General features: G+C 69.3%; 20 protein-coding genes. 2 read left to right on the top strand and 18 right to left on the bottom strand.

What is annotated here, in order from left to right; all coding sequences use genetic code 11:
* Nucleotides 1–38: 38 nt before the first annotated feature.
* The 11 genes from AB0P41_RS10540 to AB0P41_RS10490 form a co-directional block, all read right to left on the bottom strand.
* Nucleotides 39–929 (bottom strand): diacylglycerol kinase, encoded by an 891-nt coding sequence (locus tag AB0P41_RS10540; protein WP_356716965.1) that lies wholly within the window; start codon nucleotides 927–929, stop codon nucleotides 39–41.
* Between the two features lie 18 nt (nucleotides 930–947).
* Nucleotides 948–1,910: a twin-arginine translocase subunit TatC gene (gene tatC, locus AB0P41_RS10535; protein WP_356716963.1), complete on the bottom strand. Its 963-nt coding sequence runs from the start codon at nucleotides 1,908–1,910 to the stop codon at nucleotides 948–950.
* Nucleotides 1,911–1,959: 49 nt separating this feature from the next.
* Complete coding sequence (tatA, locus tag AB0P41_RS10530; RefSeq protein ID WP_356716962.1) at nucleotides 1,960–2,253, bottom strand: Sec-independent protein translocase subunit TatA; 294 nt, start codon at nucleotides 2,251–2,253, stop codon at nucleotides 1,960–1,962.
* A 216-nt stretch (nucleotides 2,254–2,469) separates the two neighbouring features.
* A complete protein-coding gene (locus AB0P41_RS10525; protein ID WP_145806520.1) occupies nucleotides 2,470–2,667 on the bottom strand; it encodes a hypothetical protein in 198 nt (65 codons plus the stop codon).
* A gap of 23 nt (nucleotides 2,668–2,690) precedes the next feature.
* Nucleotides 2,691–2,966: a hypothetical protein gene (locus AB0P41_RS10520; RefSeq protein ID WP_356716960.1), complete on the bottom strand. Its 276-nt coding sequence runs from the start codon at nucleotides 2,964–2,966 to the stop codon at nucleotides 2,691–2,693.
* Between the two features lie 37 nt (nucleotides 2,967–3,003).
* Complete coding sequence (locus AB0P41_RS10515; RefSeq protein ID WP_356716958.1) at nucleotides 3,004–3,960, bottom strand: WYL domain-containing protein; 957 nt, start codon at nucleotides 3,958–3,960, stop codon at nucleotides 3,004–3,006.
* Nucleotides 3,961–3,975: 15 nt separating this feature from the next.
* Nucleotides 3,976–4,929: a WYL domain-containing protein gene (locus tag AB0P41_RS10510; protein ID WP_356716957.1), complete on the bottom strand. Its 954-nt coding sequence runs from the start codon at nucleotides 4,927–4,929 to the stop codon at nucleotides 3,976–3,978.
* Nucleotides 4,930–5,044: 115 nt separating this feature from the next.
* The gene (locus tag AB0P41_RS10505; protein ID WP_014157205.1) at nucleotides 5,045–5,419 is read right to left on the bottom strand and encodes an FKBP-type peptidyl-prolyl cis-trans isomerase; all 375 of its coding nucleotides are present in this window, start codon (nucleotides 5,417–5,419) and stop codon (nucleotides 5,045–5,047) included.
* Between the two features lie 43 nt (nucleotides 5,420–5,462).
* Nucleotides 5,463–6,398 carry an FKBP-type peptidyl-prolyl cis-trans isomerase gene (locus AB0P41_RS10500; RefSeq protein WP_356716955.1) on the bottom strand — a complete coding sequence of 312 codons (936 nt, stop codon included), beginning with the start codon at nucleotides 6,396–6,398 and terminating at the stop codon, nucleotides 5,463–5,465.
* Between the two features lie 121 nt (nucleotides 6,399–6,519).
* Nucleotides 6,520–7,881, bottom strand: a complete 1,362-nt coding sequence (gene pafA, locus AB0P41_RS10495) for a Pup--protein ligase (RefSeq protein WP_356716953.1) — start codon at nucleotides 7,879–7,881, stop codon at nucleotides 6,520–6,522.
* A 9-nt stretch (nucleotides 7,882–7,890) separates the two neighbouring features.
* Nucleotides 7,891–9,150 carry an MFS transporter gene (locus tag AB0P41_RS10490; RefSeq protein WP_356716951.1) on the bottom strand — a complete coding sequence of 420 codons (1,260 nt, stop codon included), beginning with the start codon at nucleotides 9,148–9,150 and terminating at the stop codon, nucleotides 7,891–7,893.
* Nucleotides 9,151–9,281: 131 nt separating this feature from the next.
* On the opposite strand from AB0P41_RS10490, the gene AB0P41_RS10485 reads away from it, so the two are divergent.
* Nucleotides 9,282–10,310, top strand: coding sequence for a LacI family DNA-binding transcriptional regulator (locus AB0P41_RS10485; protein WP_365931309.1), 1,029 nt, complete (start codon nucleotides 9,282–9,284; stop codon nucleotides 10,308–10,310).
* Between the two features lie 62 nt (nucleotides 10,311–10,372).
* Here the strand turns inward: AB0P41_RS10485 and prcA are convergent, their stop codons facing one another.
* The 6 genes from prcA to arc form a co-directional block, all read right to left on the bottom strand.
* Entirely contained in the window at nucleotides 10,373–11,212 is an 840-nt protein-coding gene (prcA, locus tag AB0P41_RS10480) for a proteasome subunit alpha (protein ID WP_356716947.1), read from the bottom strand.
* Between the two features lie 55 nt (nucleotides 11,213–11,267).
* Nucleotides 11,268–12,113 carry a proteasome subunit beta gene (prcB, locus tag AB0P41_RS10475; protein ID WP_329226989.1) on the bottom strand — a complete coding sequence of 282 codons (846 nt, stop codon included), beginning with the start codon at nucleotides 12,111–12,113 and terminating at the stop codon, nucleotides 11,268–11,270.
* Nucleotides 12,065–12,403 (bottom strand): endonuclease domain-containing protein, encoded by a 339-nt coding sequence (locus AB0P41_RS10470; RefSeq protein WP_356716945.1) that lies wholly within the window; start codon nucleotides 12,401–12,403, stop codon nucleotides 12,065–12,067. Before AB0P41_RS10470 ends, prcB begins: the two co-directional genes overlap by 49 nt.
* Complete coding sequence (locus AB0P41_RS10465; RefSeq protein WP_356716943.1) at nucleotides 12,357–12,575, bottom strand: ubiquitin-like protein Pup; 219 nt, start codon at nucleotides 12,573–12,575, stop codon at nucleotides 12,357–12,359. Before AB0P41_RS10465 ends, AB0P41_RS10470 begins: the two co-directional genes overlap by 47 nt.
* 120 nt (nucleotides 12,576–12,695) lie before the next feature.
* Nucleotides 12,696–14,207: a depupylase/deamidase Dop gene (gene dop, locus AB0P41_RS10460; protein WP_356716941.1), complete on the bottom strand. Its 1,512-nt coding sequence runs from the start codon at nucleotides 14,205–14,207 to the stop codon at nucleotides 12,696–12,698.
* Nucleotides 14,208–14,434: 227 nt separating this feature from the next.
* A complete protein-coding gene (arc, locus tag AB0P41_RS10455; protein ID WP_365931306.1) occupies nucleotides 14,435–16,201 on the bottom strand; it encodes a proteasome ATPase in 1,767 nt (588 codons plus the stop codon).
* A 241-nt stretch (nucleotides 16,202–16,442) separates the two neighbouring features.
* Between arc and AB0P41_RS10450 the strand changes: the two genes are divergently transcribed.
* The gene (locus AB0P41_RS10450) at nucleotides 16,443–16,754 is read left to right on the top strand and encodes a ferredoxin (RefSeq protein WP_104790263.1); all 312 of its coding nucleotides are present in this window, start codon (nucleotides 16,443–16,445) and stop codon (nucleotides 16,752–16,754) included.
* A gap of 4 nt (nucleotides 16,755–16,758) precedes the next feature.
* Here AB0P41_RS10450 and AB0P41_RS10445 read toward each other — a convergent pair whose 3' ends face one another.
* Nucleotides 16,759–17,355: a hypothetical protein gene (locus tag AB0P41_RS10445; RefSeq protein ID WP_365931304.1), complete on the bottom strand. Its 597-nt coding sequence runs from the start codon at nucleotides 17,353–17,355 to the stop codon at nucleotides 16,759–16,761.
* Nucleotides 17,356–17,511 lie beyond the last annotated feature (156 nt).

Genomic DNA, 17,511 nt, shown 5'->3' with positions numbered 1-17,511 from the left:
CTACCCGCCCCGTATGACAGTCAGCCCGATCTTTGTTTTCACGGTGCGAGGACCCGGACAGCACCGGGCACACACCTGGCGCTGAGCGGCAGCGCGCCCAGCGGCTCACCGTCCGCGTACGCCGTGACACCACCCGCGGCCAGCTCTATCGAGGACACCCGGTGCACGGTGACCTTCGGATGTCCGAGGTGAGTGCCCCGGTAGACCCTCGGGAAGACCTTGAGCAGGGTGGTCCGGCTGCAGTCACCCACCACGGTCACATCGAAGAGCCCGTCGTCCATGACCGCGTCAGCACAGATCCGCATGCCCCCGCCGTACGTCGTCCCGTTGCCCACGGCGATCAGCGTCGCCTCGATCTCGGTCACCGGTCCGCCGTCCAGCCTGACGCGGTACGGGATCGGCCTGAGGGAGGCCAGCTCGGCCAGGATCGCCAGGTCGTACTTGAAGCGCCCGCCGACCCGGCGCATCCGGTTCCCCCGGTCGTTGACCCGCGAGTCGAAGCCCGAGGCCAGCACGGAGCCGAACCACCGCTCCCCCACCCGCCCCAGGTCGATCGCGCGCGCCGTCCCGGCCTTGAGCATCCCGGCGGCCAGCCGTCCGGCGGCGGCGGGCGCCCGGACCGGCAGCCCCAGGGCGCGGGCGAAGTCGTTCCCGGTGCCCACGGCCACGGCGCCGAGCGGTGTCGAGGTGCCGGCGACGGCCTGCAGGGCGAGGGACATCATGCCGTCCCCGCCCACGGCTATCAGTGCCCCGGTCCCGTGCGCCACCGCCTCGCGGGCCCGTCGCAGGGCGTCGTCGGCGTCCTCGCCGAGAACGGTCCGTACGGAGAAACCGGCGTCCCGCAGCGCGGAAGCGGCCGGCTGCGCGGCACGCGCGCCCCGGCCGCTCCCCGCGGTGGGATTGACGAAGAGGGTGATCTCGCTGGTCACCCGCGGGACCCTACAAGGTCAGGTGATGTCGTCGTAACCGTTGAGCCGGGTCGACCGGCCGCCGTCCGCCTCGCCGCCCGCCTGCTCGGGCAGGGCAGGCCGGGTGGAGACCGGTTCGACGGCGCCGACCGCCTGGGGGGTGAGGTCCAGGCTCGACGCCTCGTCGTCGTCCAGCTCTGCGTCGGGGTCGGCCCGCCTTCTGCGCTTGTCGTTGAGCAGCGAGAAGCCGACGGCGATGAAGTAGAGCACCGCGAGCGGACCGGCGAGCAGCAGCATCGAGACGGGCTCGCCGCCCGGCGTGGCGATGGCCGCGAACGCGGTCAGCCCGACGAGCATGGCCCGCCACCAGCTCAGCATGCGGGCGCCGGTCAGCACACCGGTCATGTTGAGCAGGATGAGCAGCAGCGGCAGCTCGAAGGCCAGCCCGAAGACGATCACCATGCGGGTGATCAGGTCCAGGAAGTCGTCCAGCGGCAGCAGGTTCTTCACGTTGTCGGGTGTGAAGCCCAGCATGATCTCCGCGGTCTGCGGCAGGATCGCGTACGCCAGGTAGGCTCCGCCGGCGAAGAGCGGGACGCCTGCCGCGGCGAAGGCGACCGAGTAACGCTTCTCCTGCTTGTGCAGGCCGGGGGCGACGAACGCCCACAGCTGGTACAGCCACACCGGGGTGGCCACCAGGACGCCTGCCATCAGGGACACCTTCAGCGCGATGGTGAACGGCGACAGCAGACCGTTGGTGGTCATCTCCGCGCACGGCCGACCGTTGATCATGGTCACGGCGCCGTTCTTGCAGCCGACCGAGTCCAGGATCGGCTTCATCAGGAACTCGAAGATTTCCTTCTGGAAGAACGCTGCCACGATCACGGCGACGATGATCGCGAGGACCGACTTCAGCAGTCGGTTGCGCAGCTCACGCAGGTGATCGAGGAGGGGCATCCGCCCCTCGTCGTCCTTCTCCTGCTTGCGGGCAGACTTGAGCAACCCACTTCCCTCGTCTCGTGCGGCAGCTTCAGATGGTGCGGATCAGCTGTCAGCTCTGGGTGGTGGGCTTGGCCTCGCTGACCGGGCGGGAGCTGGTGACATCTCCCGGAGCGGCCTGGATCGTGCGCGCGGTGGCCGCGGGCGGGGTGGTGTCCGCGACGTTCTCCGTGGTGGGCGCCGCGGGCTCCGCGTCGTCCTTCTTCATGGCCTTGGCCTCGCTCTTGAGGATGCGGGCCGACTTGCCGAGCGAACGCGCCATGTCGGGGAGCTTCTTGGCACCGAAGAGCAGCAGGACGACAGCGATGATCAGAACGATCTCGAGGGGCTTCAGATTGCCGATCATGTGCGACTTCCTTCTCACTGAGGCGTCTGGAGGGTGGGCTCGCTACCCGTTCTCGACCGGACAGTTGTCCGACCTTCGCGCTGGCAGCGATCGTAACCCGCAGGGGTAAACGCGAGGCAATGCCTGTGCGTACTCCTGCTTGCGGCCCACACCTCCCTGCCTGGGCCGCTCCAGCAGCGTACCCCCCGAACCGGTGAATCAGGAGGCCGCGCACTGCTATCGCAGGGCCTCTCCCGTGTCGGCGAGGGTGGTGGCCGCTCGTTCGAGATCCTCGGCCGCTCGGTTGATCCGCCGCGTCGTCTCGGCGACCTGCCCGGCGAGCCGCTGTGCCTCGACGAAGACCTTGACGGCCAGGACGCCGAGCACGGCAAGGCCGGCGAATCCCAGAGCGATGGCGAGCATGGGCCAGAACATGGGCGGATCCTCGGTGTTTCTCGTTACCGCAGGGCGGTGTGCAGGCGCAGTGTCCGTACCCCGCCGCCGCTGAGGAGTTCGATGATGCGCTCCCCTGCCGGCTTGCGGACCGCGGACCCGCAGGCGGGACACGTGAAGGAGTAGAAGGTCGTACGGCGGCTGGCGCCTATGGCCAGCCGCAGTGCACCCGCAGCGAGTTCGAACCGCTCGCGGCAGTCGGGGCAGGCCGCCCGGAAGCGCACGGTGTCGGGCACCGTGACCGGAACCGGTCCGGCCTGTGTGCTCGATATGGCGGTCATGTGGCCTTTGTCTCCTCGGTGCACCGCCGGCCGCCTCTCAGAGCGCGCCGTCGTAGGCGGCCAGTGCCTCACGCGCCGCCAGCCGGGCGCTTTCGGCCAGCTCCGGGGGTGATGTGATGCGTCCCTCACCGCCCAGCCGCAGGGCGAGTCTGCGCAGGGAGGCCGGGTCGGGCGTACGGAGCGTGATCCGCAGACCGCCGTCGGGCAGTTCCTCCGCGCTGTCGTGGGGGTAGTACTCGGCGACCCACCGGCCGCCGGGGCCGACCTCGATCACGACCTCCGGGTCCTCGGCGGCGGGCTGCACCAGGCCCTCGGAGAGATCGCGCAGTTCCAGCTCGGGCGGGGCGGACGGGGCGTCGAGGAGCCTGATCTCGGCGACCCGGTCGAGCCGGAACGTACGCCGCGCCTCGGAGAGACGGCACCAGCCCTCCATATAGGTGTGGCCGACGGCGAACAGCCGGATCGGGTCCACCTCGCGCTCGGTCAGCTCGTCGCGCGCGGGTGAGTAGTAGCGCAGCCAGAGGCGGCGCCGCTCGGAGATCGCCCGGTCGACGTCGGCGAAGACACCTCCCTCGGACTCGAAGGTGACCGAGAGCCGCGAGCTGGCGGCCCCCACCTCACCGGCCGCCGTCTCCAGCTTCGCGGTCGCCCGCACCAGCGCCTGCCGGTCGCTCTCCCGCAGACCGGGGAGTGTGGCGACGGCACGGGCGGCGACGAGCAGGGCCGTCGCCTCGTCGGCGGCCAGCCGCAGCGGCTCCGCGACGTCGTCGGGGTTGTGCCACCAGATCCGGTCGCCGTCGGTGTCGATGTCCAGCAGGTCACCACCGCGGAAGCTGGTCCCGCACATGGGCAGCACATCGAGGTCGGAGATCAGCTCGTCCTCGGTGATCCCGAAGGCCCGGGCCACGTCCTGGACGTGCGCGCCGGGGCGCTCACGCAGATACGTGACGAGGGAGAGCATCCGCCGGGTCTGGTCGATCGCGTTCGTGGCCACGAGTACGGGTCCCCCTCAGTCCTTGGCCACGGCGCGCAGCCGGTCCATCACGTCGGCCCGCAGATCGGCGGGTTCGCTCACGATCACGTCGGGCCCGAACTCCACGAGCCAGGCGTCCAGCCCGTGCCCGTACGGGATCTCCAACTCGTCCCAGCCGTCGCCCAGTTCCCGTACGGATATGGCGCGGGAGCGCAGCGGGTAGCCGGAGCCGGTACGCAGCCTGATGCGGGCGGTCCTGGTCGCGGTCTCCCCCGCCCAGCTCTCCACCGTCTCCCGGACGGTGACGGCGTCGGGCACGGAGGCCGTGAAGGCTCCCGCCCGGGAGCGGACCCGGCCGGAGATCCGGGAGAGCCGGAAGACCCGCTCGGCACCCCGCTCGCGGTCCCAGCCGGCCAGGTACCAGTGGCCGCGCCAGCACTCCAGCGTCCACGGCTCCACCTGGCGCTGCTCAGGGCGGGCGGCGTTGCCCTTGCGGTAGTCGAAGGTGACCGGGCGGCGGTCCCGGCAGGCGAGCATCAGCGGCTCGAACGCTGCCTCGTGGACCGGGATACGGGGTTCGAGGGCGCTGTGCACCTCGTAGGCGTCCTCGGCCTCCGGCATGCCGGCGGCCCGGAGCTTCTGCAGGGCGCCGCTGGCGGCGCCGGCGAGCCGGGCCTGCTGCCAGACCTTCGCGGCGAGGCCGAGGGCCGCGGCCTCCTCGGCGTCCAGGGTGATGGGGGGCAGCCGGTTGCTGTCGCGGCGCGCGAGGTATCCGGTGTCGCCGTCCAGATTCTCCACGGTCTCGATGATCAGGCCGAGTTCACGCAGGTCGTCCTTGTCGCGCTCGAACATCCGGTTGAAGGATTCGTCGGAGCCCGCCTCCAGGTAGGCCTCGATGGACCCACGGAGCTCACGCTTGCTGAGCGGACGCCGGGTACCCAGCAGACACAGTGCCAGGTTCATCAGCCGTTCGGCCTTGGCAATCGCCATCGACGCCCTTTCTCGACGTGCTCTCCGACCGTCGACCGTACCGCCCCGGGGTGTCCGGACCAAAGCGAGGGCCCGTGCCTTGCGGCACGGGCCCTGGCTGCTGTAGACGGACGGATCAGACGCCGACGAGGTCGCAGACGAAGATCAGCGTCTCGCCGGGGGCGATCGCGCCGCCGCCCGCGCCACGGTCACCGTAGGCGAGGTGCGCGGGGATGGTCAGCTGGCGACGGCCGCCGACCTTCATGCCCTGGACACCCTTGTCCCAGCCGGCGATGACCTGGCCCGCACCGAGCTGGAACTGCAGCGGGGTGCCACGGTTCCAGGAGGCGTCGAACTCCTCGCCGGTGGAGAAGGCCACACCGACGTAGTGCACGGAGACGGTCTGACCCGCCTGGGCCACCGGTCCGTCGCCCTCCCAGATTTCCTTGATCTCCAGGTCGGCCGGCGGCTCGCCACCCGGGAAGTCGATCTCGGGCTTGTCGATGCTCACTGAACTGCTCCTCTTACTGATGAACTGGGCAACCGGGACAGTCTTACATCTTTGTCAGGATGTCCACGGCGAAGACGAGCGTGGACTTCCCGGGGATGGACTGCTGCGCCTCGTCGCCGAAGCCCTGGTCCGGCGGAACGACGAGCAGCACACGGCTGCCGACCTTCTTGCCGACCAGACCGTTCTTGAGACCCTTGAGGGTGACCTGGGCGAGCGGGAATGTCTGCGTCTTCCCGGTCTGGTAGGTGCTGTCGAAGGTCTTGCTGCCCTTCCAGATCAGACCCACGTAGTTCACGACGACGCTGTCGGTCTCCTTGATGACGTCGCCCTCGGACTCCAGCACGTAGTTGGAGACCAGCTTCTTCGGCGGGTCGCTCTTGGGGATCGTGACCGTCGGCGCCTTGCCGTCGGTCTTGGTCCCGACCTTGGGCAGGTCGATGTTGTCCTGGGCCACCGCCGTGCCCTCGGCGGACTTCGGGATCTGCGTGGCCTTCACGATGTCGACGACGAAGACGAGGGTGGCGTTGGGCTTGATGTCGCCCTGGCCCTGCTCGCCGTAGCCGAGACTCGGCGGGATGACCAACTCGACGCGGCTTCCGACCTTCTGGCCGACGAGTCCCTTGTCCCAGCCCTGGATGACCATGCCCGCGCCGAGCGTCAGGTCGAAGGGCTGCTTGCGGTCGAAGCTGTTGTCGAACGGCTTGGTGGAGTCCCACGCCTGCCCGAGGTAGTTGACCTGGATCGCGTCGCCGTTCTTGAGCTTCGCGCCGTCACCCTCACTGATGACGTCGGTCTTCAGGTCCTTGGGAGGATCCCCCTCACCCTTCGCCAGGGTGGGCTTCTCGCCGAACTTCGCGCCCGCGGTGATCGCGGGAACGCCCTTCTCGGTCGAGGCGGAGTCGGAAGCCTTGTCGTCGCCGCATGCCGCCGTGGACAGCAGCAGTAGGGGGACGACGAGAAGGCCGGCAAGTCGGCGCACTGGTTCCTCAGATCTCAGACGGCACGTGAATGGTCCCCCGACACTCTAGGCGGACGGAAGGGCCCCGTACGAGGAACGTACGGGGCCCGGTCGCTCACGGGGCGGGACTCTCCGGTCCGGGTCACATGCCCGCGATCAGCTTCTCCACCCGGTCGTCGACGGAACGGAAGGGGTCCTTGCACAGCACGGTGCGCTGCGCCTGGTCGTTGAGCTTGAGGTGGACCCAGTCGACGGTGAAGTCCCGCCGCTGCTCCTGGGCCCGCCGGATGAAGTCGCCGCGCAGCCGCGCCCTGGTCGTCTGCGGGGGCACCGACTTGCCCTCGAAGATCTTCAGGTCGTTGCAGATGCGGGCGGCCTGGCCCTTGCGCTCCAGGAGGTAGTAGAGCCCGCGGCGCCGGTGGATGTCGTGGTAGGCGAGGTCTATCTGGGCGACCCGCGGGTTCGACATGGTCATGTTGTGCTTGGCCCGGTACCGCTCGAGGAGCTTGTACTTCATGACCCAGTCGATCTCGGTGCCGATCCGGTCGAGGTCCTCGGCCTCGATGGCGTCCAGCGTGCGGCCCCACAGCTCGAGGACCTGGTCGACGGTGCCGGTGCGGATGCCACGGCGTTCGACGAAGTCGACGGCCTTCTCGTAGTACTCGCGCTGGACCTCGATGGCGGACGCCTCCCGGCCGCTGGCCAGGCGCACCTTGCGCTGTCCCGTGATGTCGTGGCTGACCTCACGGATGGCCCGGATCGGGTTCTCCAGGGTCAGGTCGCGCATCACGGTGCCCGCCTCGATCATGCGCAGCACGAGATCGGTGGCGCCGACCTTGAGCAGCATGGTCGTCTCGGACATGTTGGAGTCACCGACGATGACGTGGAGGCGGCGGTACCGCTCCGCGTCGGCGTGCGGTTCGTCCCGGGTGTTGATGATGGGACGGGAGCGCGTCGTCGCGGAGCTGACGCCCTCCCAGATGTGCTCGGCCCGCTGGCTCACGCAGTAGACGGCTCCGCGCGGCGTCTGCAGCACCTTGCCAGCACCACAGATCAGCTGACGGGTGACGAGGAACGGAATGAGGATGTCCGCGAGCCGGGAGAATTCTCCGTGCCGGGCCACGAGGTAGTTCTCGTGACACCCGTAGGAGTTTCCAGCCGAGTCGGTGTTGTTCTTGAAGAGATAGACGTCGCCCGCGATTCCCTCCTCGTGCAGGCGGCGTTCGGCGTCGACGAGCAGGCCTTCGAGAATGCGCTCGCCCGCCTTGTCGTGCGTGACCAGTTCGGTCACGTTGTCGCATTCGGGTGTCGCGTATTCCGGATGCGATCCCACGTCGAGGTACAGGCGGGCGCCGTTCCGCAGGAAGACATTGCTGCTGCGGCCCCATGACACAACACGGCGGAAGAGGTAGCGCGCCACTTCGTCAGGTGACAGTCGGCGCTGTCCCCTGAACGTGCACGTGACGCCGTACTCGTTCTCCAGCCCGAAAATGCGGCGGTCCATGACTGAACATTACGCCTTATGGCCTGAGCTGAAACCGGGTTCGGCAGCACCGTTTCGATCATTTTCCGAACCGGCCACGACCGCGGGCGTACGCCCGGGAGCTGCGAGGACCCTTCCGGTGGCCAGGAGGACCAGCAGCGCCGCCACTCCACCGGCCCCTGCGACGGCGAAACTCCACGCCGTCCCGCCGAGCTCGACGGCCGGGCCCGCCACCGCCGTTCCGGCCGCCGCGCCCACGCCGAAGGTCGTCACGAGCCAGGAGAACGCCTCGGTCACCGTGCCCTGCGGCGCGTGCCGGTCCACGACGATGAACGAGCACGCGATCGCCGGGGCGAGGAACACTCCGGCGAGCGCCGCCAGTGCCGTCATGGCGGGCACGCCGGGCGTCAGCGTCAGCGGCAGATAGCCCAGCGCCAGCAGCGCGACGATCACGCGCAGCCTGCGCTCGGGCGCCCCGGCCCACTGCCGGGCCCCGTAGACCGCTCCGCCGATCAGCGCGCCGAGACCGAGCGCGGCCATCAGCCAGCCGTACACGGACTCCCGGCCGTGGTCGTCGGCGTAGGCGACACCGGCCACCGTGATGGAGCCGAGCGCGAGCCCGACGAAGAAGAAGGCGCCGAGCAGGGCGAGCAGTCCCGGCGAGCGCAGAGCACCGAGCCAGTGCGCCTCGCGGGGCGCCGAGCGCCACGTCCTGGAGGGCTCGGACAGGACGACGGACAGCGCACCCAGTACGCCGATGGCGTTGATGACCAGGAGTGCGGCGGCGGGCGACCAGAGCGACACCAGGACCGTCACGAGGAGCGGCCCCACGGTGAACATGATCTCCTGGGCCACCGCGTCCATGGCGTACGCACGGTGCACCCGGTCCTCCCGGCCCAGGACCGTCGGCCACAGGGCGCGCAGGCCGCCCTCCAGCGGGGGCGTGAACAAGCCGGCCACGACGACCGCCGCATAGGCGGCCGGGAGCGGGCCGAGGCCGGTCAGGGCGAGCACGGCCATGCCGAGCGCGGAGACGACCGCCGCGGGCAGCTGGACACGCGGCTGGCCGTAGAGGTCCACGGCCCGGCCCAGCAGGGGCTGGCCCACCGCGGTGGCGAGTCCGTACGCCGCCGCGAGTGCGCCGGCCAGCGTGTAGCTGCCGCCCTCCGCACGGGTGAAGAGGACGATCGCGATGTGGGCGGTGCCGTTCGGCAGCCGGCCCACCAGTGTTCCCGTCAGCAGCCGGGCGGCGTGCCGCGCCCGGAGGATGTCCATGTACCCCGCGGCCATGTCCCGCCCCTCTCCCCCACCGGTGCCGCACACCCTGGGGTTTTACGTATAACGTCGATGCCCATACGTACCATGTGGGCACCCGGGAGTCCATCCCGCCACGATCCGACCGGTCCAGCACGGAGGCACGAGTGAGCAGCACCCAGCAGCCCTCCCCACCACGGCCCACCAGCCGTGACGTGGCACGGGCGGCGGGCGTCTCGCAGGCGACGGTCTCGCTCGTACTCGGCGACAAATGGCGGGGCCGGGTGTCCGCCGCGACGGCCGAACGGGTCCGGGACAGCGCCAGGGACCTCGGCTACCGGCCGAATCTCGCTGCCCGCAGCCTCCGGCTGGGCCGCACCCGCACCGCTCTCCTCGTCGTCCCGGCGCTCACCAACGAGTTCTTCGCCCGGGTGTACACGGGGGCCGCCGCCGTCGCCGCCGAGCACGACTTCGGCGTGGTCCTCTACCCGTCCCCCGACGGCACCGGTCCCGCCAGGGACCCGTTCGCCTCGGCCCGCGCGGCACTCGACGGGGTGATCGCCTCGTCGATGGCGGCGGACGCCCTGGGGGCGCTGCGGGGCGCGGACCTGCCGCTGGTGATGCTGGACAGCGACCCCTCCGACCATGGCGCCGCGGCGCGCGTGAACCTCGACATCGCGGACGGCATGCGCCAGGTGACGGGCCATCTGCTGGGCCTCGGTCACCGGCGGATCACGCACCTCGCCTCCGCCGTGGACACCTGGACCTTCGCGGTGCGTGCCCGGGCACTGCGGGAGGCCGTGCGTGACGTCCCCGGGGCCGTGCTGCGTACCGTCACCGCCCCGCTGGACGTACGGTCCGGGCGCGAGGCCACCGAGGCGGTCCTGGCCTCCCCCGGCCCGCTGCCGACGGCCATCGTCTGTGACGACGACATCCTGGCCGCCGGCGCCTGCAAGGCGGTGCGCCGACGGGGGCTGCGGGTGCCCGACGACATCTCGGTGACCGGTTTCGACGACCTGGCGCTCGCCACGGCGGTGGAACCGGAGCTCACCACCGTGCGCCTCCCGGCCGAGCAGGTGGGTGAGCGCGGCATGACGGCTCTGCTGGCCGTCCTGGAGGGCCGCCCCGCGGTCCACCACGACCTCCCCGTCCATCTGGTGGTACGGGGCTCCACCGCGCCCCCGGCCACCGCGTGACGGAGCCCCCGGCCACCGCGTACGGCGGCCGGGGGCTCCGTCCGGAGATCTTCCGTGACCGGCTACTCCTTCGGGGCCTCGCCCGTGCCCTTCTCGGGGCCGTCGGCACCCTTCCCGGGAGCGTCCGTCCCGGCAGCCGGGGTGGAGCCGCCCTCGGGCTCCTCCGTGTCGGACGGGGCGTCCGTCGGGGTCGCCCCCGCGCCGTCCGCGTCCAGCAGCCTGGTCAGCTGCCGGCCGACGATCCGCTTGAACTTGCGCTGCTGCGGCCTCGTGCGGTCCAGGACCGCGACCTCGAGCCGCTCTGCGGGGATCTCCCGCTCGTTGCCGTTGGCCTCGCGGGACAGCGCCTGCACGGCCAGCTTCAGCGCCTCGGCGAGCGACATCCCGTCGCGGTGGCGCTGGTCCAGGAAGGTGCTGATCTGCTCGGCGTTCCCGCCGACCGCGACGGAACCGTGCTCGTCCACGATCGAGCCGTCGTGGGGCAGCCGGTAGATCTGGTCGCCCTCGGGGCCTGAGCCGACCTCGGCGACCACCAGCTCCACCTCGTACGGCTTCTCGGCGGCGCTGGAGAAGATGGTGCCGAGCGTCTGCGCGTAGACGTTGGCCAGCCCACGGGCCGTCACGTCGTCACGGTCGTAGGTGTATCCCCGCAGATCGGCGTAGCGCACCCCGCCGATGCGGAGGTTCTCGTACTCGTTGTACTTGCCGGCGGCCGCGAAGCCGATCCGGTCGTAGATCTCGCTGAACTTGTGCAGCGCGCGGGACGGGTTCTCGCCGACGAACACAATGCCGTCGGCGTACTGCAGCACAACCAGGCTGCGACCACGGGCGATGCCCTTCCGGGCGTATTCCGCCCGGTCGGCCATGGCCTGCTGAGGTGAGACATAGAACGGCGTCGACACCGGCTATCCGTCCCTTTCTGTCAGTGACGAGTGCATCGGAGAAGCATCGGGCCGGTCAGAGCAGCGCGGCGCGCGGGCCGTCGGGCTGTTCGAGACGGCGCTCCAGGATCGCGCGCGCGATCTCCGAGGATTCCGCGTCGTCCAGCCTGCGGAAGCCCTCGTCGGTGATGACGGTGACGATCGGATAGATCCGGCGGGCCACGTCCGGGCCACCGGTCGCCGAGTCGTCGTCGGCCGCGTCGTACAGCGCCTGCACGACCAGGGTGAGTGTCTGCTCCTCCGTCAGGTCGTCGCGGAACAGCTTCTTCATCGACCCGCGGGCGAAGACGGAGCCGGAGCCGGTGGCCGCGTAGCCGCGCTCCTCGGAACGGCCGCCGGTGACGTCGTACGAGAAGATCCGGCCCTTCTCGCGGTCGACGTCGTATCCGGCGAACAACGGGACGACCGCCAGGCCCTGCATGGCCATCGCGAGATTGCTGCGGATCATCGTGGAGAGCCGGTTGGCCTTGCCCTCCAGGGAGAGCGTGGCGCCCTCGACCTTCTCGAAGTGTTCCAGCTCCAGCTGGAACAGCTTGACCATCTCCACGGCGAGACCCGCCGTGCCGGCGATCCCCACCGCGGAATACTCGTCGGCCGGGAACACCTTCTCGATGTCGCGCTGCGCGATCATGTTCCCCATGGTCGCCCGCCGGTCACCGGCCAGGACCACGCCGCCGGGGAACGAGGCCGCGACGATGGTCGTGCCGTGGGGCGCCTCGATCGCGCCCTGCAACGGCGGCAGGCTGCGGTTGCCGGGAAGGATCTCGGGTGAGTGGTCGGACAGGAAATCCATGAACGAGGACGAACCCGGCGTCAGGAAGGCAGCTGGTAGACGCCCGGTGCTACGAGTGTTGGCTTCCACGCGTTTCCCTCCAGGTATGCGATGGCCCTGCGCAAGGAGTCAGGATCATCCCCAACTTGCCGATGGCCGAATTGCAGTTGAAGCAGTACGCCACGGACCCTACCCGTCCTGTGACGGTGATCAACATGATCCCGGGTGCGGAAGCACTTCCGTGGGATGCCCCGGTGGCGCCCGGTGCGGGCGAGGGCATCCCACGGAAAACGCCTGCCGGCGGCGCGAGCCCGCCGTCGAGCGGTCCGGCTGTTACTGACCGCCCTTTTGGACGAACGATCGAACGAAATCCTCGGCATTGGACTCGAGTACGTCGTCGATCTCGTCCAGGACGTCGTCCACGTCCTCGCTGAGCTTCTCCTGTCGCTCCGCAAGGTCCTCGGACGCCTGCGCGTCCTGCGCCTGCTCCTCGGTCTCCTCGGTGGAACGTGTCGCCTTCTGCTGTCCGCCGCCGGTGTCCTTGGTCGCCATGTAGCTCACCCCGCTCGGTTCGAAGCACTTGATCAGACCCTACCTACGGGGTCCGACATTGGCCCGGTACTTTCCTCAACGTCCGGAGGTCATCTGATTGATTCCCAGCCGGGACGCCTTTCAGCCCCCCGTCAGCGTCCGGACCAGCTCGTCCGCCGTACGGCAGCGGTCCAGGAGCTCCTTGACGTGGGCGCGTGTACCCCGCAGCGGCTCCATGGTGGGAACCCGCTGCAGCGAGTCACGGTCGGGCAGGTCGAAGATGACCGAGTCCCAGGAGGCCGCCGCGACGTCGTCCGCGTACTGCTCCAGACAGCGCCCCCGGAAATAGGCCCTGGTGTCCTCGGGCGGCTTCGTGCGGGCCCTCTCGACGTCGCTCTCGTCGAGGAGCCGCTTGATCTTCCCCCGGGCCGCCAGGCGGTTGTACAGGCCCTTGTCGGCCCGCACGTCGGCGTACTGGAGGTCCACCAGGTGCAGGCGCGGGGCGTCCCAGTCCAGGCTGTCACGGCGCCGGTAGCCCTCCATGAGCTCACGCTTGGCGATCCAGTCCAGCTCGCCCGAGAGACTCATCGGGTCGTTCTCCAGCCGGTTCAGGGTGTCCTCCCAGCGGGCCAGGACATCCTTGGTCTGCTCGTCCGCGTCCGCGCCGTACCGCTCCTCGACGTACTTGCGGCCCAGCTCGAAGTACTCCATCTGCAGCTGCACCGCGGTGAGCGTCCGGCCGCTACGGAGCGTGACCAGCTGCTTCAGTGTCGGGTCGTGCGAGACCTGGTGCAGCGTGCGGACCGGCTGGTCCACCGCCAGGTCGACATTGATGAAGCCGTCCTCGATCATGGCCAGCACCAGCGAGGTGGTGCCGAGCTTCAGATAGGTCGAGATCTCGGAGAGGTTCGCGTCGCCGATGATCACGTGGAGCCTGCGGTACTTCTCGGCGTCGGAGTGCGGTTCGTCGCGGGTGTTGATGATGGGGCGCTTGAGCGTCGTCTCCAGGCCGACCTCGACCTCGAAGTAGTCGGCGCGCTGGCTGATCTGGAATCCGTGCTCATGGCCGTCCTGGCCGATGCCGACCCGGCCCGCACCGGTGACGACCTGGCGGGAGACGAAGAACGGGGTCAGATGGCGCACGATGTCCGAGAAGGGGGTCTCCCTCTTCATCAGGTAGTTCTCGTGCGTGCCGTAGGACGCGCCCTTGTTGTCGGTGTTGTTCTTGTACAGATGGATCGGCTGGGCGCCCGGGATCGCGGCCGCCCGTTCGGCCGCCTCCGCCATCACCCGCTCGCCGGCCTTGTCCCAGAGCACCGCGTCCAGCGGATTGGTGATCTCGGGTGAGCTGTATTCGGGGTGCGCGTGGTCGACGTACAGCCGCGCACCGTTGGTGAGGATGACATTGGCCAGGCCGATGTCCTCGTCGGTGAGCTGGCTGGAGTCCGCGGTCTCACGGGCGAGGTCGAAGCCTCGCGCGTCACGCAGCGGGTTCTCCTCCTCGAAGTCCCAGCGGGCGCGGCGCGCCCGGTGCATCGCCGCCGCGTAGGCGTTGACGATCTGGGACGAGGTGAGCATGGCATTGGCGTTGGGTTGACCGGGGACGGAGATCCCGTACTCCGTCTCGATGCCCATCACTCGCCGTACGGTCATGCGGCCCTCCTTGCCCGGCGTCGCTCCCGTCCGGGAGCGGCGCTCAAGTACCGCTGCTGGTCCGCGGTGCCCGTCCCCGCACTGCGCGACTCGGCGGTACGGCAGAGCCTAGAGCGCCTCTGCGCCGGTGGGGAGATCAATTGCGTCTTTGTTCGGGTGTGGCCGGAGCTGCCGGGAAAACGGCCGGCTGCGGATGCCCTGCCGGGCATCCGCAGCCGGTCTGCGTTTTACAGGTACTGTCCGGTATTTGCCACCGTGTCGATGGAGCGACCGGTGTCTGCGCCCTGCTTTCCGGTGACGAGTGTGCGGATGAACACGATCCGCTCGCCCTTCTTTCCGGAAATCCTGGCCCAGTCGTCCGGGTTGGTCGTGTTGGGCAGGTCCTCGTTCTCCTTGAACTCGTCCACGCATGCCTGGAGGAGATGGGAGACGCGCAGGCCCTTCTGGCCCTGCTCGAGGAATGCCTTGATGGCCATTTTCTTTGCCCGGTCCACGATGTTCTGAATCATCGCTCCGGAGTTGAAGTCCTTGAAGTACAGGACTTCCTTGTCGCCGTTGGCGTAGGTGACCTCGAGGAAGCGGTTCTCCTCGGATTCCGTGTACATCCGCTCCACGACGGACTGGATCATCGCGTGGGCGGCGGCCTCCCGCGAGCCGGTGTGCTCGGCCAGGTCGTCCGAGTGCAGCGGCAGCGAGGGGGTGAGGTACTTCGCGAAGATGTCCTTCGCCGCCTCCGCGTCCGGACGCTCGATCTTGATCTTCACATCGAGCCGGCCGGGCCGCAGGATCGCGGGGTCGATCATGTCCTCGCGGTTGGAGGCACCGATGACGATGACGTTCTCCAGGCCCTCCACACCGTCGATCTCGGCGAGCAGCTGGGGGACGATGGTGTTCTCCACGTCCGAGCTGACACCGGAACCACGGGTGCGGAAGAGGGATTCCATCTCGTCGAAGAAGACGATGACGGGGGTGCCCTCGCTCGCCTTCTCCCGGGCACGCTGGAAGACGAGGCGGATGTGCCGCTCGGTCTCACCGACGTACTTGTTGAGGAGCTCGGGGCCCTTGATATTGAGGAAGTAGCTCTTCCCCGCGGGCTGTCCCGTGACCTCCGCGACCTTCTTGGCCAGCGAGTTGGCGACGGCCTTGGCGATGAGTGTCTTGCCGCAGCCAGGAGGGCCGTAGAGCAGGATGCCCTTCGGCGGGCGGAGCTCGTGCTCCTTGAAGAGGTCCGGGTGGAGGTACGGGAGCTCGACCGCGTCGCGGATCAGTTCGATCTGGTCGCCCAGACCGCCGATCTTGTTGTAGTCGATGTCCGGGACCTCTTCGAGAACGAGCTCCTCGACCTCGCTCTTGGGGACCACCTCGTAGACGTAGCCGGACCTGGGTTCGAGCAGGAGGGCGTCGCCGGGGCGGATGGTGATGTCCAGCAGAGGCTCGGCGAGCCTCACCACCCGTTCCTCGTCGGTGTGCCCGATGACCAGGGCGCGCTCGCCGTCCTCGAGGATCTCCTTGAGGGTGACGATGTCCCCGGCCCGCTCGAATTCCATGGCCTCGACCACGTTGAGCGCCTCGTTGAGCATGACTTCCTGGCCTCGCCGGAGGCCCTCGAGCTCGACGCTGGGACTGACGTTCACCCGGAGCTTGCGGCCCCCGGTGAAGATGTCGCAGGTGTCGTCCTCGTTGGCCTGCAGGAAGACACCGAAGCCGGCCGGCGGCTGCGCGAGCCGGTCGACCTCCTCCTTGAGGGCCACGATCTGGTCGCGGGCCTCCCGGAGCGTGTTGGCGAGCCGCTCGTTCTGCGCGGACACGCCTGCCAGGTTGGTCTGCAACTCGACGATCCGCTCTTCGAGAATCCTCGTATGACGCGGAGAGTCGGCGAGCTTACGTCGCAGGACGGCGATTTCCTGCTCGAGATAGGCGACCTGGCCGGCTGGGTCCTCTGACCCTCGCCCGGGCCGGTTGCCGCGGTTGATGTCGTCGTCGTGGGCTGCCACGGTCCTCACCTCCTCCAAGGGGAGCTGGACGCTTCCTGACCCTACCTGGGTGGGTGATGATTGAAACCCCTAGATCACAAAGACCCGGGAGTCTGTCCGATCTTCACCCTTGCGCTCTCCCTCACGCCAAGGGAATACCCACCCTTCGGCACCGGAAAGCAGCCGGTTGTATCGTCGAAGCGTTCAACACCCGTCAGGGCTGGCTTCAATTGGTGCAGATACGCAGGGAACGGCAGGACACATGACCGTGCAGCAGGACGCTCCGGGCGACAGCGACACGCAGGATCTCGAGGTCTGGATCGACCAGGATCTCTGTACGGGCGACGGCATCTGCGTGCAGTACGCACCCGAGGTGTTCGAGCTGGACATCGACGGTCTGGCGTACGTCAAGAGCGACGAGGACGAGCTCCTCCAGGACAAGGGCGCCACCACTCCGGTGCCGCTGCCCCTCCTCCAGGACGTCGTGGACTCGGCCAAGGAATGCCCGGGCGACTGTATTCACGTACGTCGCGTTTCGGACAACGTAGAGGTCTTCGGGCCCGACGCGGAGTAGCGGTTCAGACGCCTCGCGCGGTGGAGCCCGCGGGGCCGGCGGACTTGATGAACGCGTTGCCCTTCCACTGCCAGGAGGCGCTCTCCAGCTCGTCGGGGCAGCAGCGGGGCACGTCGGCCGAGGAGTAGCCGAGCAGGGTCGCCGACACCCGGCCGTCACGGACGGTGAAGTCGGTGACGTTGAGTTTCTGAGCGGGGTCCACCAGGGTCGCCACGACCCGGGGTGCGGCCCCGCTCGGCTGGGTCACGACGTAGATGCCGCTGGGCGGGGTGCCCGACCCCGCGGCGCAGCGCACGACGGCCACGGTCTCGGGCCCGCCGTCCCCGTCGAGGTCCCCGGGGGCGCTTTCGGCCACGGTGTGTCCGGCGGAGCCGCAGTCGAGCGGGAAGGTGACCCGGGCCGGGTCGGGCGCCTTCGCGGCGGGCGCGCTCCCGTGCTGCGTGGTGACGCGGTGCTCGGACGCGGACGCCGTCGCGGTGGCCGCGTCCGGCTGGAGCAGGCCCGCGCCGGCGACGACCGCGGCCATCGCGGTCGCCGTGGCGAGCCAGTGCACCGGCTTGGCGTCGGTGTGCGCGAGGTCCGGGAGCGCGGAGGTCTGCACGCGGTATGTCTCCTGTGGTTCCTGGTGCCTGGATAGGCGGTGCCGAACGGATGTCGGCGGGCGGGGGTGGCCAGCATCGTGCCACACCTCACACCCGAGGGGAACGGCGGGGTCGGCGCGACCGACGGAGAAGGCGCCGCCGCCGGGCTCCCGGGT

The organism is Streptomyces sp. NPDC079167, from assembly GCF_040686735.1.
GTDB lineage: Bacteria > Actinomycetota > Actinomycetes > Streptomycetales > Streptomycetaceae > Streptomyces.
Note: the sequence above shows the minus strand (reverse complement) of the source record. Positions and strands in the feature narration are given on the sequence as shown.

Bases quoted from the DNA above. Each gene is read 5' to 3' on its own strand.
- tatA (WP_356716962.1), bottom strand. From the start codon at position 2,253: ATGATCGGCAATCTGAAGCCCCTCGAGATCGTTCTGATCATCGCTGTC.
- AB0P41_RS10525 (WP_145806520.1), bottom strand. From the start codon at position 2,667: ATGTTCTGGCCCATGCTCGCCATCGCTCTGGGATTCGCCGGCCTTGCC.
- AB0P41_RS10520 (WP_356716960.1), bottom strand. From the start codon at position 2,966: ATGACCGCCATATCGAGCACACAGGCCGGACCGGTTCCGGTCACGGTG.
- AB0P41_RS10510 (WP_356716957.1), bottom strand. From the start codon at position 4,929: ATGGCGATTGCCAAGGCCGAACGGCTGATGAACCTGGCACTGTGTCTG.
- pafA (WP_356716953.1), bottom strand. From the start codon at position 7,881: ATGGACCGCCGCATTTTCGGGCTGGAGAACGAGTACGGCGTCACGTGC.
- AB0P41_RS10490 (WP_356716951.1), bottom strand. From the start codon at position 9,150: ATGGCCGCGGGGTACATGGACATCCTCCGGGCGCGGCACGCCGCCCGG.
- AB0P41_RS10470 (WP_356716945.1), bottom strand. From the start codon at position 12,403: ATGCCGAGGATTTCGTTCGATCGTTCGTCCAAAAGGGCGGTCAGTAAC.
- AB0P41_RS10465 (WP_356716943.1), bottom strand. From the start codon at position 12,575: ATGGCGACCAAGGACACCGGCGGCGGACAGCAGAAGGCGACACGTTCC.
- dop (WP_356716941.1), bottom strand. From the start codon at position 14,207: ATGACCGTACGGCGAGTGATGGGCATCGAGACGGAGTACGGGATCTCC.
- AB0P41_RS10450 (WP_104790263.1), top strand. From the start codon at position 16,443: ATGACCGTGCAGCAGGACGCTCCGGGCGACAGCGACACGCAGGATCTC.